This window comes from Achromobacter ruhlandii (assembly GCF_902859695.1).
GTDB classification, from domain to species: Bacteria; Pseudomonadota; Gammaproteobacteria; order Burkholderiales; family Burkholderiaceae_B; genus Achromobacter; species Achromobacter ruhlandii.
Genome location: NZ_CADIJL010000011.1, coordinates 34,657 through 50,031, shown reverse-complemented (window position 1 = coordinate 50,031; position 15,375 = coordinate 34,657). Strand labels below are relative to the sequence as shown.

Below are 15,375 nucleotides of genomic sequence, written 5' to 3'. Positions count from 1 at the left end.
CCAGGTGAAGAATCAACGACGATCGGCGCCGTGTGCAATTGCGCAACAGTCCTTGCCGGAAACCCCGTGTTTTAAGGGCTCAACGCGCAAAAATGCGTTGGTTTCAAGCGACACTGCGGGCGCCGCGCGCGGCCTTGGCGCGCAGCATTTCCTCCATGCGCGCGGCGGCCGGCGACAGGCTGCGGCCGGCCAGCCGCGTGATGCCCAGTTCGCGCTCGATACGCGGCCGGGCCAACGGCACGAAAACCAGACCGGGCGAATCCGGCGGCACGCCCAGCCGCGCCAGCACCGTCACGCCCACGCCGCGCTCCAGCATCGCCAGCAGCGACATCATGTTGGACACGAACACCTGGCGTTCCATCATGAAGGCGGCCTGCGGATAGTCCGCCAGTTGCCGGTGCGCCACCGTGCCCACCAGCGGCAGCCCGGCGATCTCGCGCCAGGTCACGGACTTGCGCCCCGCCAGGGGATGGCCGCGATGGCAGACCAGTCCGAAGGCATCGCGCAGCAGCGGTTCGAACGCCAGCCGCCGGTCGCGCAGCACCGGGCTGCACACCCCCAGCTCGACCTCGCCCGCCAGCACCATGCGCTCAACGCCTTCGGAATTGTCGTCGAACAGGCGCAGCGCCACCGCCGGGTAGCGCTCGCGATAGGTTGCCACCAGTTCGGGCAGCCAATGGGTCGCCACCGTCGCCACCGATGCCATGGTCAGGGTGCCGGCCTCGTTGCTGGCCAGCCCCGCCAGCGTCCCGGCCACGCGGTCGTGGTGCTCGACCAGTTCGCGCGCCAGCGGCAGGCAGTCCTGGCCGAACCGCGTCAGCGCGTTGCCATTGCCGCGCTCGAACAGCGGCTGGCCCAGGCGCTGCTCCATTTCGCGGATCGACAGCGACAGCGCCGGCTGCGAGCGGAACGCGCGCGCGGCGGCGGCGCGGAAGCTGCGCAATTCGGCCACCAGCAGGAAGTGGCGGTAGTGCGCAATGGAAAGTTCGGGCAAGGCGGGCATCGTGACACCTGATTTGATGAACTTATCAAATCATAGGAAAAATAAAGTTTTCTCATCATAGGGCGGCACTTAACATGGCCGCAATGACTACCGCGACTCTCTCCCCCGCCCGCGCCCAGGCCGTCGATCCGCTCGACTTCAGCCTCGCCGACCGGCTGCCCGCCCGCGCTGCCGGCCAGGGCCGGCTGCTGACCGCTGCCGCACCCAACGGCAGGCCCGGCCTGCTGCTCGTGCCCGGCGCCTATCACGGCGCCTGGTGCTACGCGCACTACCTGGACTATTTCGCCCGAGCCGGCCTGGCCTGCGCCGCCATCGACCTGCGCGGCCACGGCCCCTTGCCGCAACCGCCCGGCTTCCTCGACACGGGCATCGCCGACCTGGCCGCCGACGTCGTCAGCGCGCTCGACCTGCTGGACGCGCCCACCGTCGTGGTGGGCCACAGCATGGGCGCCCTGCCCGCGCTGCTGGCCGCCAGCCAACGCACCGTCGCCGGCGTGGTGCTGATGGCGCCCTCGCCGCCCGCCAACCTGCCCGGCGCGCTGGGCCTGCCGCCGGTGCCCGCTGACGCCGTGCGCGCCGCGCCCGCCGCCAGCGAGATCCGCGCCCGCTTCCTGGCCACCTCGCCGACGCGCGACGTCAGCGCCGTCACCCAACGCCTGAATCCCGAAAGCCCGCGCGTGCTCAACGACCGCTACCTGCTGCGCGTGCCCGTCGACCCCGCCGCCATCACCGCCCCCGGCCTGTGCCTGGAGGCCGGCCTGGACACCCACGACCGCCATCCGCCCGGCCAGGACCGCGCCATCGCGCGACTGTTCGGCTTTTCCCATGCCGTCCTCGCCGGACAGCCCCATTGCATGATGTACGGCGACGCATGGCAGGCCAGCGCGGACACGATCCTCGGCTGGCATCGCCAACAGTTCGGCTGACCCGCGACGCCCCTGACGCCCGATACATCCTCAACCATCGACATCCGCCAACGACCGCCAGACAGATCCACCCGGCCCGCGTCCAGCGCGCCATGAAGCACACCGCAAGCCATAGAACATGACGGCGCCAGCGCCGCCCCAGGAGACAAGCATGACCCTCACCGCCTTCGCGCCCCGCGCCTTCCTGCGCCCTGCGCTCGCCGCCGCCAGCCTGCTGCTGGCCGCCACCACGCACGCCGCCGGCTGGCCCGAGAAACCCATCACGCTGATCGTGCCCTCCGCCGCCGGCGGCGCCGCCGACCTCACCGCCCGCACCTTCGCCCAGTTCCTGGGCAAACAGACCGGCCAGACCGTCATCGTCGAGGACCGCCCCGGCGCCGGCGGCATCGTCGGCACCAATGCCGCCAAGAACGCCGCCGGCGACGGCTACACCTTCCTCTTATCCACCAACTCCACCCACGCCGCCAACCAGTTCCTCTACAAGCGCCTGCCCTACGACGCGCAAAAGGACTTCGTGCAGATCGGCATGCTCGGCACCTTCGGCACCGTGGGCATCGTCGCCCCCGACAGCCCCTATCGCACCGTGCCCGAGCTGGTCGACTACGCCAAGAAGCATCCCGGCGAAGTCTTCTTCGGCTACTACAGCTCGTCCTCGCAAGTGCCGTCCGAACTGTTCAAGCAACGCGCCGGCATCAACATCGGCGCCGCCGGCTACAAGAACATCACCCAGATCATTACCGACCTGCGCGGCAAGCAGATCGGCTTCGCCTTCGTCGACTACCTGACCGCCATGGGCCAGATCGACGGCAAGGGCCTCGCCCCTCTCGCCGTCACCGCCGCCCAGCGCCACCCCGCCTGGCCCGACGTCCCCACCATGTCGACCTACTTCCCCGACTTCATCGTCGCCGGCTGGCTCGGCATCTCCGCCCCCGCCGGCACCCCGCCCGACATCGTCGCCAGGATGAACGCCGCCACCCAGGCCGCCGTCAACGATCCCGCCACCGCCGACAAACTCCGCGCCCTCGGCCTGACCCCCGAAGCCATGGACACCGCCCGCTTCGACACCTTCGTCAAGGAAGACACCGCCCGCTGGAAGGAATGGATCAAGATCTCCGGCATCCAGCCGCAGTAACCGCCCACAGCAAATAAAGAAACGCCCTCTATATATAGAGGGCGTCGCAATATAGAGACCATCAAAAGATTGCGCCCATCGAATCAAGCGCGATGACGCAGGATTCACCAGCCCCTCCCATCACGATCGCGCCGCGCCATTGCCCCCCGAGCAACGCCTCTCTCCAGCAGCGCGCAGCGTCCGCCGCCTCGACGCAAGACACCCAAATGCCAAAAGGCGGCCGCCCGCGCGGCCGCTTTTTGGCGACCCCGCAAGATCCTCCCTACTCCCCAGATTGACGGCAAAAACGCCAAGCACACAACTCGCCCCAAAGCCCGGCCGTTAAGTCTCATCAAAAGCGGGAGCCGGGGCAGGCGGGGGATGGCGGGGCGTGTAGATGCGCCCGGCGGAAACCGTAGGGAGCCGAAGGCGGACGAGGTTGAGCCCGGGGCAGTCCGGAGCGAACGCTCCGGACCGCAATCGTAGCCCCGCCATCCCCCGCCTGCCCCGGCTCCCGCGACTAAAGAACCCAACCCGCCACAAGAGCCCACATAGAAGCCCCCCCTACAAAGGCAACTTCAACTCATGCTTGATCTCCCGCAACGCCACAATCGTCCGCGTCTGCCGAATCCCAGGCATATTGAACAAGAACCGATGCAAGAACCGGTCATAAGCCTCCGGACTCTCCACAAGAATCTTGAGCAGAAAATCCGAATCCCCCGTCACCGCATAGCACTCGAGAATCTCCGGCGCATCCCGCACCGACCGCTCGAAGTTCTCCACCGTGTTCGCCGAATGCCGCTCCAGGCTGATCTGCGCGAACATACAGCCCAGCCCCACCTTGCTGCGATCGACCTGCGCGCTGTAGCCCTGGATCACGCCGCTGGCCTCCAGCGCCTTCACCCGCCGCCACACCGGCGCCGCCGATAGCCCCACCTTTTCTGAAAGCTGCTGCGCCGAGGCCCGGCCATCCTCCTGCAGGGCCTTGAGGATGCCGATATCGGTCTTGTCCATTGCTTTGTCTCCTGTTTGGGTCGAAATTCCGCGAACACGAAATATTCATTGCGAATTATAGGGATAGCACGATCCGAAAACGCAATAAACCCGATGCCTCGCGAACCTATCATGGTGCCGACTACAGGAGCATTCATGATGGACGGCACCCCCGCCCCCGAGCCCACGCTGGACCTCGACTACCAGCTCGCCGACAACCTCACCCGTGAGACCGGCCGCATCTTCCTGACCGGCACCCAGGCCCTGGTGCGCATCATGCTGACCCAGCGCCGCATCGACCGCGAGCGCGGCCTGAACACCGCGGGCTTCGTCTCCGGCTATCGTGGCTCGCCCCTGGGCGGCGTCGACATGGCGATGTGGAAGGCGCAGAAGGCGCTGGACGCCAACCAGATCTCGTTCCTGCCCGGCATCAACGAAGACATGGCCGCCACCGCCGTCATGGGCACCCAGCAGGCCGGCGTGCGCGCCGACCGCAATGTCGATGGCGTCTTCGCCATGTGGTACGGCAAGGGCCCCGGCGTGGATCGCGCCGGCGACGCCCTGCACCACGGCAACGCCGCCGGCGCCTCGCGTCACGGCGGCGTGCTGGTGGTGGTGGGCGACGACCACACCGCCGTCTCCTCCTCGATCCCGCACGCCAGCGAAGCCTCGCTGATCGGCTGGCAGATGCCCATCGTGCACCCGGCCTCGATCGACGAATACGAGACCTTCGCGCTGTGGGGCTGGGCCCTGTCGCGCCATTCCGGCGCCTGGGTCGCCTTCAAGGCCGTGTCCGAGACCATCGAAAGCGGTCACTCGTTCACCCCCGCGCCGGTGCGCCACTACGACATGCCGGCCGATCCCGACCTGCCGCCGGAAGCGCTGGAATACTCCGCCCGCGACTTCCTGTCGCTGGCGGTTGAAACCCGCATGAACCTGCGCATGAAGGCGGTCGCCGCCTTCGCCCGCCGCCACAGCATCGACCGCCTCACCTGTCCGGCGCCCAAGGCCACCGTCGGCATCGTCACCGTCGGCAAGGCCCACCTGGACGCCATGGAAGCGCTGGCGCGCCTGGGCGTGGACACCGTCACCGCCAACGCGCCGGTGCGCATCTACAAGCCGGGCCTGACCTGGCCGCTGGACGCCGAGCGCATGCTCGAGTTCGCGCGCGGCCTCTCGCACATCCTCGTGATCGAGGAAAAAGGCGCCGTGGTCGAGACCCAGCTCAAGGACCTGCTGTTCAACCTGCCCGAGCGCGCCACCGTGGTCGGCAAGAAGGGTTTCGACGGCGAGACGCTGGTGCCCTCCGCCGGCCAGTTGCGCCCGTCGCTGCTGGCGCGGCCGCTGGCCCAATGGCTGTCGCGCAGCGCCGGCCTGCAGCCCGGCGTCGACCTGGCCACCTTCGACTGCCAGGACATGCTGTCCAACGACGCCGACGGCATGCGCCGCCGTCCCTACTTCTGTTCCGGCTGTCCGCACAGCACCTCGACCAAGGTGCCGGAAGGCAGCCAGGCGCTGTCGGGCGTGGGCTGCCACTACATGGCCGCCTGGATGGACCGCGACACCGGCGGCCTGACCCAGATGGGCGGCGAAGGGGTCGACTGGATCGGCCTGTCGCGCTACACCAGGATGCCGCACATCTTCCAGAACATGGGGGAAGGCACCTACTACCACTCCGGCTACCTGGCGATCCGCCAGGCCGTGGCCGCCAAGGCCAACATCACCTACAAGATCCTGTTCAACGACGCCGTCGCCATGACCGGCGGCCAGCCGGTGGATGGCCCGATCTCGGTGCCGCAGATCTGCCAGCAGCTGCGCGGCGAGAACGTCGCCCGCATCGTCGTCACCAGCGATGAGCCCGAGAAATACCGGGGCGTGGACCTGGGCGCCGGCATCAAGGTGCATCACCGCCGCGAGCTCGACGCCCTGCAGCGCGAGCTGCGCGAGATCCCCGGCGTCACCGTGCTGATCCACGATCAGACCTGCGCCGCTGAAAAGCGCCGCCGCAGGAAGAAGAACCAGTTCCCCGATCCGGCCCGCCGCATGCTGATCAACAGCGCCGTGTGCGAAGGCTGCGGCGACTGCGGCGTGAAATCGAACTGCCTGTCGGTGGTGCCGCTGGAAACGCCCTACGGCCGCAAGCGCGCCATCGACCAGTCCAGCTGCAACAAGGACTACTCCTGCGCCGAAGGCTTCTGCCCCAGCTTCGTCTCCGTCATGGGCGGCAAGCCCAGAAAGAGCGCCGCGCCCAAGGCCGACCAGGAACGCCTGCAACGCCTGATCCAGCAACTGCCGCTGCCGCAACCGCCGGCGCTGGAGCGTCCCTACCGCCTGCTGGTGGCGGGCATGGGCGGCACCGGCGTCATCACCATCGGCGCCATCGTCTCGATGGCCGCGCACCTGGAAGGCCTGTCGGCCGCGGTGCTGGACCTGACCGGCCTGGCGCAGAAGGGCGGCACGGTCGTCAGCCACATCCGCCTGGCGCCCGCGGGCGCGGCCGCCGGCCCGGTGCGCCTGGACTGGCAGCAGGCCGACGCCGCCATCCTGTGCGATCCGGTCGCCGCCGTGGCGCCCGACTCGCTCGGCGCGCTGCGCCGCGGCCACACCCAGGTCACCGTCAACACCTATGTCGCGCCGGTGTCCGATTTCACCCGCAACCCGGACGCCGCCATGCGGCCGGAAGCGCTGCTGGCCAAGATCCGCCACGCCGCCGGCGACGACCACACCGCCGCCATCGACGCGCACGAGGCCGCGCTGGCGCTGTTCGGCGACAGCATCCTGTCGAACATGTTCATGCTGGGCTACGCCTGGCAGCGCGGCGGCGTGCCGCTGTCGCAGGCCGCCATCAACCGCGCCATCGAACTGAATGGCGTCGCCGTGGCCGCCAACCGCGCGGCCTTCGACAGCGGCCGCCTGGCCGCGCACCAACCCGACGCGCTGGACGGCGCGCTGCGCCCGCGCGCCCAGGTGGTGCAACTGCATGTGCCGGAAACGTTCGAGCGCGCCGTGGCGCGCCGCGTCGAGGACCTGACCGCTTACCAGGACGCCGCCTACGCGCAGGCCTATCGCGACGTGGTCGAGCGCGTCGCCGCGCGCGAACGCGAGCTGGCGCCCGACGCCAGGACGCCGCGCCTGGCCATGGCGGTGGCGCGCGGCCTGTTCAAGCTGATGGCCTACAAGGACGAATACGAAGTCGCCCGCCTCTATACCGGCGAAGCCTTCCAGGCCCAGCTCAAGGGCCAGTTCGAGGGCGACTACAGCCTGCGCTTCCACATGGCGCCGCCGATCTTCGCGCGCAAGGACCCGCGCACCGGCGTGCCGCGCAAGATGACGCTGGGCCCGCGCACCATGACCGCGCTCAAGCTGCTGACCCGTTTCAAGCGCCTGCGCGGCACCTGGTTCGATCCGTTCGGCCACACGGCCGAGCGCAAGATGGAGCGGGCCCTGGTGGTCGAATACCGCCAGACCATAGACCAGTTGCTCGCAGGGTTGAATCGCGACAACCTGGCGCAAGCGGCTACAATCGCCGCCCTTGCAGAAACCATCCGCGGCTTCGGCCACGTGAAGGCTGCGAACGTCGAGAAGTACAGGACGGAGCTGGCCCGCTTGATGCAAAGCTATACGGCGCCTGCCCCGCGCGATGTACCCCTGCGGAAAACCGCATAAACACTCGCGCTGAGCGGCATTCTCCTGGGCGCGCCTTGCTAGGCGCGCCCAGTGCATTTAGTAACAATGTTTTGGGAACCTGATCCTATCTTCTTCTTGTAGCTGTCGTACTCGATCACTAGAATTAGTGTCCAACGAGGGGTGCTACACTATATGTTGTGGTCGCCTAACCGCTGATACTCGTCGGCCACGCCATGCGGATTCGTCCGTCCAAGCGTTGCGACCCCCTCAATAAGATCCAAATTTCGTACCTGACATGACGTCGTCATGTCGCTATCTACGCGCTTTTCGCACAGGAGCTTCCATGCAGACTACGATCGCCTCTGTGACCCGGCCCTCGGCCGTGCCGCCCTCTCAAACCGATTCCCCGGCCGACGCCAACGGCGGGCAATGGGCCAGCTACAACATCATCCGCCGCAATGGCTCGGTGGTCGGGTTCGAACCCGGCAAGATAGCCATCGCCATGACCAAGGCCTTCCTGGCCGTGAACGGCGGCCAGGGCGCGGCCTCGGCCCGCGTGCGCGAGCTGGTTGAACAGCTGACGACCCAGGCCGTCAACGCGCTGGTGCGCAACCGCCCGGGCGGCGGCACCTTCCATATCGAAGACGTGCAGGACCAGGTCGAACTGGCCCTGATGCGCTCGGGCCAGCATGACGTCGCCCGCGCCTATGTGCTCTATCGCGAAAAGCGCACGCAGGAACGCGCCGCCGCCGCGGCCGCCGAAGGCCAGCAGAAGGCCGACACGACGCCGCAGGAAAACGTGCTGCACGTCACGGACGCGGGTGTCCGCCGTCCGCTGGACATCGCCGAACTGCGCGCCACCATCGTCGCCGCCGGTGAAGGCCTGGCCGAATTCATCGACTCCGAAGCCATCCTGAAGGAAACGGTCAAGAACCTGTACGACGGCATCCCCGTCGATGAAGTGTTCAAGTCCGCCATCCTGTCGGCGCGCGCGCTGGTCGAGAAGGACCCGGCCTACAGCCAGGTCACCGCCCGCCTGCTGCTGCACACGATCCGCAAGGAAGTGCTGGGCGAGGAAGTCTCGCAGGACGGCATGGCCGCCCGCTACGCCGAGTACTTCCCCACCTTCATCGCCCGCGGCATCGAAGGCGGCCTGCTGTCGCCCGACCTGGCCAGCTATGACCTGACCAAGCTGGGCAAGGCCCTGAACGCCAAGCGCGACCTGCAGTTCGGCTACCTCGGCCTGCAGACCCTGTACGACCGCTACTTCCTGCACATCCGCGGCACCCGCATCGAACTGCCGCAGGTGTTCTTCATGCGCGTGGCCATGGGCCTGGCGCTGCGCGAGACCGACCGCGAAGCCCGCGCCATCGAGTTCTACGAAATCCTGTCGTCGTTCGACTTCATGAGCTCGACCCCGACGCTGTTCAACTCGGGCACCCTGCACTCGCAACTGTCGTCGTGCTACCTGACCACCGTCTCCGACGACCTGGAAGGCATCTACGACGCCATCAAGGAAAACGCGCTGCTGGCCAAGTACGCCGGCGGCCTGGGCAACGACTGGACCCCGGTGCGCGCGCTGCGCAGCCACATCAAGGGCACCAACGGCGAAAGCCAGGGCGTGGTCCCGTTCCTGAAGGTCGTCAACGACACCGCCGTGGCGGTGAACCAGGGCGGCAAGCGCAAGGGCGCGGTCTGCACCTACCTGGAATCGTGGCACCTGGACATCGAGGAATTCCTCGAACTGCGCAAGAACACCGGCGACGAGCGCCGTCGCACCCACGACATGAACACGGCGAACTGGATTCCCGACCTGTTCATGAAGCGCGTCATGGAAGGCGGCGAATGGACCCTGTTCTCGCCGTCCGACTGCCCCGACCTGCACGACAAGTACGGCAAGGCCTTCGAAGAAGCCTACGTCGGCTATGAAGCGCGCGTCGCCAGCGGCGACCTGAAGCTATTCAAGAAGATGCCGGCGCTGACCCTGTGGCGCAAGATGCTGTCGATGCTGTTCGAAACCGGCCACCCGTGGATCACGTTCAAGGATCCGTGCAACATCCGTTCGCCGCAGCAGCACGTCGGTGTGGTCCACAGCTCGAACCTGTGCACCGAGATCACGCTGAACACCAACGAATCGGAAATCGCGGTTTGCAACCTGGGTTCGGTGAACCTGGTCGCGCACATGAAGCCGGCCGCCGGCGGCGGTTTCGAACTCGACCACGAGAAGATCAAGCGCACCGTCAGCATCGCCATGCGCATGCTCGACAACGTCATCGACATCAACTATTACGCCGTCGACAAGGCCCGCAACTCCAACGCGCGCCATCGTCCGGTGGGCATGGGCATCATGGGTTTCCAGGACTGCCTGCAGATGATGCGCGTGCCGTACGCATCGCAAGCCGCCGTCGAATTCGCCGATCGTTCGATGGAAGCGGTGTGCTATCACGCCTACTGGGCCTCGAGCCTGCTGGCCGAAGAACGTGGCCGCTATCAATCGTACGAAGGCTCGCTGTGGTCGCGTGGCATCCTGCCGCAAGACACGTTGAAGATGCTGCGTGACGAACGCGGTGGTCATGTCGAGGTCGATGAATCGAGCACGCTCGATTGGGATGCGTTGCGCGCGCGCATCAAACAACATGGCATGCGCAACTCCAATTGCATCGCAATCGCCCCAACCGCGACTATTTCCAATATCATTGGTGTATCTGCGTGCATCGAACCCACTTTCCAGAACTTGTACGTCAAATCGAATCTCTCCGGCGAGTTCACGGTCGTTAACGATTACCTCGTGCGTGACCTGAAGAAACTCGGTCTCTGGGACGAAGTCATGGTCGCCGACCTCAAGTACTTCGACGGCAGCCTGTCCCGCATCGATCGCGTACCTTCCGAACTCCGCGAACTCTACGCCACCGCGTTCGAAGTCGAACCGAGCTGGCTGGTGGAATGCGCCTCGCGTCGCCAGAAGTGGATCGACCAAGCCCAGTCGCTGAACATCTACATGGCCGGCGCCTCCGGCAAGAAGCTGGACGACACCTACAAGCTGGCCTGGAAGCGTGGCCTGAAGACGACCTATTACCTGCGTACCCTTGGCGCCACCAGCGCCGAGAAGTCGACGGGACGCGGCGGCGAACTGAACGCCGTCAGCGCCGGTGGCCAGTCCACCGCGGCCCCCGTGTCCGCTGCACCTGTTTTGCCGGAACCCGAAGTTCTCGGGGCGGTTTGCACCATGCGGCCGGGCGACCCCGGCTTCGAAGAGTGCGAAGCCTGCCAATAACCGCCTCCGGAGAATGAATCATGATTAATTGGGAAGACGACACCCTCGCCACGCAACCTGCACAAGCCCCCGCGCCCGCGGCGGGCGGGCAGGCTGTGCCCGAAGTCCGGGCGGCGACCGGCGTGTTCGGTGACACCGCCATGCCGACCCCAGCCGCGCCGCAGCATGCGGCCGGTCTGGCGGCCAGCGGCAGCGCCACCTCGCAACGCGTGAAGGTTGCCGACAAGCGCATCATCAACGGCCAGACCGACGTCAACCAGCTGGTGCCGTTCAAGTACAAGTGGGCATGGGAGAAATACCTGGCCACGTGCGCGAACCACTGGATGCCGCAAGAAATCAACATGTCGCGCGACATCGCCCTCTGGAAGAACCCGAACGGGCTCACCGAGGACGAGCGCCGCATCGTCAAGCGCAACCTGGGTTTCTTCGTCACGGCCGACTCGCTGGCCGCGAACAACATCGTGCTGGGCACCTACCGCCACATCACGGCGCCCGAATGCCGCCAGTTCCTGCTGCGCCAGGCGTTCGAGGAAGCCATCCACACGCACGCCTATCAATACATCGTCGAAAGCCTGGACCTGGACGAAGCGGAGATCTTCAACGCTTACAACGAAGTGCCGTCCATCCGCGCCAAGGACGAGTTCCTGATTCCGTTCATCGACGCGATCGCGGACCCCAACTTCAAGACGGGCACGCCCGAAGCCGACCAGACGCTGCTGAAGTCGCTGATCGTCTTCGCTTGCCTGATGGAAGGCCTGTTCTTCTACGTTGGCTTCACGCAGATCCTGGCGCTGGGTCGCCAGAACAAGATGACCGGCGCCGCCGAGCAGTACATGTACATCCTGCGCGATGAATCCATGCACTGCAATTTCGGCATCGACCTGATCAACACCGTCAAACTGGAAAATCCGCATCTGTGGACGCCGGAATTCCGCGAAGAAATTCGAGAACTCTTCCGCAAAGCGGTCGAACTCGAATACGCTTACGCCGAAGACACGATGCCGCGTGGCGTGTTGGGCTTGAACGCTCCCATGTTCAAATCCTACCTGCGCTTCATCGCCAACCGTCGTTGCCAGCAAATCGGTATCGAACCGCTGTACCCGCAGGAAGAGAATCCCTTCCCGTGGATGGCGGAAATGATCGATCTTAAGAAGGAACGCAACTTTTTTGAAACTCGCGTGATCGAATACCAAACCGGTGGCACGCTGAGCTGGGAGTAACGCAGTTCGCCTTCGGGCCCGGCGCGGGCACGCTCTTGCAAGAGCGTTGCGTTCGCGCCAGGCCTTGAGGGTGATCTCCCAGGTCAGGGTGTTTTCGAACACGTAGAACAAGCGGTAGGCGGTCTGTGATCAGACTGCCCACCGGCGCCATTTGAAATGGCTCGCGCCAAAGGAGCGGGGGCCATATCAAATGGCTGTGCCGAATTCATTAGCGCAAACCGTAGTAGCTGTTGCTCGCACAGAACAGCGGCATGCGCCGATGAATAGCCCGGGCACGGTTCGCCTTGTTGGCGGATCGGGGCACGGGTTTAAGTTCTGGGACCCCTGAACCTAAGGAGCATGACCATGGCAACAGCCAAGAAAGCCGTAAAGAAAGCGGTGAAGAAGCCCGCCGCCAAGAAGGCAGTAGCGAAGAAGGCCGCCCCGGCCAAGAAAGCTGCCGTCAAGAAGGTAGCTGTCAAGAAGGTCGCCGCCAAGAAGCCGGCGGTGAAGAAGGTTGCCGCCAAGAAGCCGGCCGCCAAGAAGGTCGCGAAGAAAGCGGTAGCCAAGAAGGCCGTCGCCAAGAAAGTCGCGGCCAAGAAGCCGGTAGCCAAGAAGGCAGCGGCCAAGAAGGTCGTCGCCAAGAAAGCGGTTGCCAAGAAGGCCGTCGCCAAGAAAGCGGTAGCCAAGAAGGTCGCCGCCAAGAAGGCGGTTGCCAAGAAGGCCGTCGCCAAGAAGGCGGTTGCCAAGAAGGCCCCGGCCAAGAAGGCGGTTGCCAAGAAGGTCGTAGCCAAGAAGGCCCCGGCCGCCAAGAAGCCCGCTGCCAAGCCGGCTGCCAAGCCCGCCGCTGCCAAGAAGCCCGCTGCGAAGAAAGCCGCTCCGAAGAAGCCCGCCACGCCGCCGTCCACGGCCGCTGCCCCGGGCGCGAAGACCGCGCTGAACCCCGCCGCGTCGTGGCCGTTCCCGACGGGTGGCCGTCCGTAATCGGACCGGTCATAACGGTAGCAGTACCTCAAACCGCCTGGCCCTGGCCAGGCGGTTTTTATTCGGGCGCCAGCCGCGTCAATCTCATTTCGCCGCGGCCATCCGGACAGCGCCGTTGACGCCTTGGCGTGAGACAATAAATGTTGTCTTCATTAGGTAGATCGCGTCCATGCTCGGTGAAATCCTCCGCTTCCTGCTCGAAATCGCGTTCACGCTGTTCGGCGCCGCCCTGATCGCCCGCGCCTGGATGCACGCGATCCGGTTGCATCCGTTCAATCCGCTGGCGCGCGTCATCTACCAGGCCACCAACTGGCTGGTGCTGCCGCTGCGCAAGATCATTCCGGCGGGCAACAAGATCGACTGGACCAGCCTGGTGGCCACCTGGCTGGCCGCGCTGGTGTACCTGGTGCTGATCTGGCTGGTCGCCATCGGCGCCCTGATCCCCGCCGTGCTGCTGCCCTCGGCCATGCTGTCGGCGCTGCTGATGGCGCTCAAGTGGGCGCTGAACCTGGTGGTGTGGCTGACGCTGATCCAGGCGGTGCTGTCGTGGGTCAATCCGATGGCGCCGATGATGCCGCTGCTGCAGGCGCTGACCGCGCCCATGCTCGATCCCATCCGCCGGCTGCTGCCGCGCACCTCGATCGACTTCTCGCCGCTGGTGCTGCTGATCGTGGCCCAGGTGCTGTTGATGGTCCTTGCCCGCCTGAGCTACGGCCTGATGGGCGTCTGAAAACGACGACGGCCCGGCAAGCCTTGCCCGGGCCGTTTCCATGGCGCGGCGGTCGCGGCGCGCGCCTGCCCCATCCCTTACGCCGGAATCGCGGCGTAGATGTCGAGCAGCTTCTTGCGATCGATCTTGTGGTTGTTCGACATCGGCAGCGCCGCGCACGAAACCAGCTCGGACGGCACCATGTAGGGCGGCAGGCGCTGGCCCAGCCGCTCCTTCCATCCCGATAGCGCATCGAGCTCAAGCAGGCTGGCATCCGCCTGCGCCAGTCCGGCGACAAAGCCGATCAGGCGCACCGCCGTGCCATCCGGCCGGCGCAGCACCGCGCAGGCGCCGCCCTCCACGCCCGGCAACCCGTGCAGGGCCTCGTCAATCTCGGCCAGTTCGATGCGATAACCGTTCAGCTTGATCTGGTCGTCCATGCGACCGCGGCAGAACAGCAGCCCGTCCGCGCCCAGTTCACCCAGGTCGCCGGTGCGAAAACCGCGGCGGCCATCCTCGGTCACGAACAGCTTGGCCTCGTTCAGATCCGGGCGGTTCAGGTAGCCCCGCATGACGTGATCGCCGATGATGCAGATCTCGCCCTCCTGGATGCGCAGCTCGCAATCGGGCTTGGCGTGGCCGACCGGCAGCGGATCATGCGCCGCCAGCACCGCATCGGTGATGGCGATCCAGGTGGTGGCGACGGTGGCCTCGGTCGGGCCATAGGTGTTCAGGATCACCGCGTCCGGGAAACGCTGGCGCAGCTTTTTCGCCAACGCCGCCGGCAGGGGCTCGCCGCAGAACAGGAAGGTGCGCAGCGTCGGCAGCGTGGCCGGCGAGAAATCGCGGTTGGCCAGCTGCTGGTGCGCGAACGACGGCGTCGACACCCACACGGTTACGCCGTGCCGCGCCAGCCGGCTCATCCAGGTCGCGGCCGCGCCGATCTGCTCGCGCGAGTTCAGCACGCAGGTGCCGCCGGCGGCCAGCGTGGCGAACACCTCGTACATCGACAGGTCGAAGCTGAAAGGCGCCTGGTTCATGAACACCGGCGCATCGCCCAGGCCGAAGCTGCCCAGCATCCAGTCGCCCAGCAGGCCGACGCTTTCGCGGCCAATCTGCACGCCCTTGGGATCGCCGGTGCTGCCGGAGGTGAACATGACGTAAGCCAGGCCGCGCTCGGCCAGTTCGGCGCCCTCGCCCGGCTCGAAGCCCCGGGCCGCGGCGTCGTAGACGGCGGCGGCGCGCACGATCTCGACGATGCGGCGCAGGCGTTCCGGCGGGTAGATGGTGTCGACGGGCACGAACGGCGCGCCGATCAGCAGCGCGCCGACCATGGCGACGAAGAACGAGGCCTCTTTATGGCCATAGATGGCCACCGGCACGTCCGGCGCCGCGCCGTGCGCACGCGCCTCGTCGGCCCACGCCATGGCCTCGTCGCGCAGTTGCGCCCAGGTCAGGCTGCGGTCGGCGCCGACCACCGCGAGCGCGTCGGGCGCGCGCGCGGAATCAACGAACTGGAAAGTCTTCAGGTCGAAACGCATGCCGAAAC

The 15,375-nt window shown here is 66.3% G+C and carries 10 protein-coding genes; 7 read left to right on the top strand and 3 right to left on the bottom strand.

Going from position 1 to position 15,375, the window contains the following annotated elements; translation table 11 throughout:
* Positions 1-103 precede the first annotated feature (103 nt).
* The gene (locus tag HV742_RS15405) at positions 104-1,003 is read right to left on the bottom strand and encodes a LysR family transcriptional regulator (protein WP_049071150.1); all 900 of its coding nucleotides are present in this window, start codon (positions 1,001-1,003) and stop codon (positions 104-106) included.
* 83 nt (positions 1,004-1,086) lie between these two features.
* Between HV742_RS15405 and HV742_RS15400 the strand changes: the two genes are divergently transcribed.
* Together HV742_RS15400 and HV742_RS15395 are read left to right on the top strand one after the other, a co-directional pair.
* Complete coding sequence (locus tag HV742_RS15400; RefSeq protein WP_254601140.1) at positions 1,087-1,929, top strand: alpha/beta hydrolase; 843 nt, start codon at positions 1,087-1,089, stop codon at positions 1,927-1,929.
* 151 nt (positions 1,930-2,080) lie between these two features.
* The gene (locus HV742_RS15395; RefSeq protein WP_059269261.1) at positions 2,081-3,061 is read left to right on the top strand and encodes a Bug family tripartite tricarboxylate transporter substrate binding protein; all 981 of its coding nucleotides are present in this window, start codon (positions 2,081-2,083) and stop codon (positions 3,059-3,061) included.
* A 543-nt stretch (positions 3,062-3,604) separates the two neighbouring features.
* Here HV742_RS15395 and HV742_RS15390 read toward each other — a convergent pair.
* Positions 3,605-4,054, bottom strand: a complete 450-nt coding sequence (locus tag HV742_RS15390; RefSeq protein ID WP_049071146.1) for an Lrp/AsnC family transcriptional regulator — start codon at positions 4,052-4,054, stop codon at positions 3,605-3,607.
* Positions 4,055-4,192: 138 nt separating this feature from the next.
* Here HV742_RS15390 and HV742_RS15385 point away from each other — a divergent pair, with 138 nt between their 5' ends.
* From HV742_RS15385 to HV742_RS15365, 5 genes are all read left to right on the top strand, one after another.
* On the top strand, positions 4,193-7,699 hold the full coding sequence (locus HV742_RS15385; RefSeq protein WP_175145887.1) for an indolepyruvate ferredoxin oxidoreductase family protein: 3,507 nt from the start codon (positions 4,193-4,195) through the stop codon (positions 7,697-7,699).
* Positions 7,700-8,003: 304 nt separating this feature from the next.
* Complete coding sequence (locus HV742_RS15380; RefSeq protein ID WP_068952273.1) at positions 8,004-10,934, top strand: ribonucleoside-diphosphate reductase subunit alpha; 2,931 nt, start codon at positions 8,004-8,006, stop codon at positions 10,932-10,934.
* A 20-nt stretch (positions 10,935-10,954) separates the two neighbouring features.
* Complete coding sequence (locus HV742_RS15375) at positions 10,955-12,154, top strand: ribonucleotide-diphosphate reductase subunit beta (protein WP_175145852.1); 1,200 nt, start codon at positions 10,955-10,957, stop codon at positions 12,152-12,154.
* 345 nt (positions 12,155-12,499) lie between these two features.
* Positions 12,500-13,117, top strand: a complete 618-nt coding sequence (locus HV742_RS15370; RefSeq protein ID WP_175145851.1) for a histone H1-like DNA-binding protein — start codon at positions 12,500-12,502, stop codon at positions 13,115-13,117.
* A 169-nt stretch (positions 13,118-13,286) separates the two neighbouring features.
* Positions 13,287-13,847 carry a YggT family protein gene (locus HV742_RS15365; RefSeq protein WP_049071142.1) on the top strand — a complete coding sequence of 187 codons (561 nt, stop codon included), beginning with the start codon at positions 13,287-13,289 and terminating at the stop codon, positions 13,845-13,847.
* A gap of 77 nt (positions 13,848-13,924) precedes the next feature.
* Here the strand turns inward: HV742_RS15365 and HV742_RS15360 are convergent, their stop codons facing one another.
* Positions 13,925-15,367: a D-alanine--poly(phosphoribitol) ligase gene (locus HV742_RS15360; RefSeq protein ID WP_049071140.1), complete on the bottom strand. Its 1,443-nt coding sequence runs from the start codon at positions 15,365-15,367 to the stop codon at positions 13,925-13,927.
* Positions 15,368-15,375 lie beyond the last annotated feature (8 nt).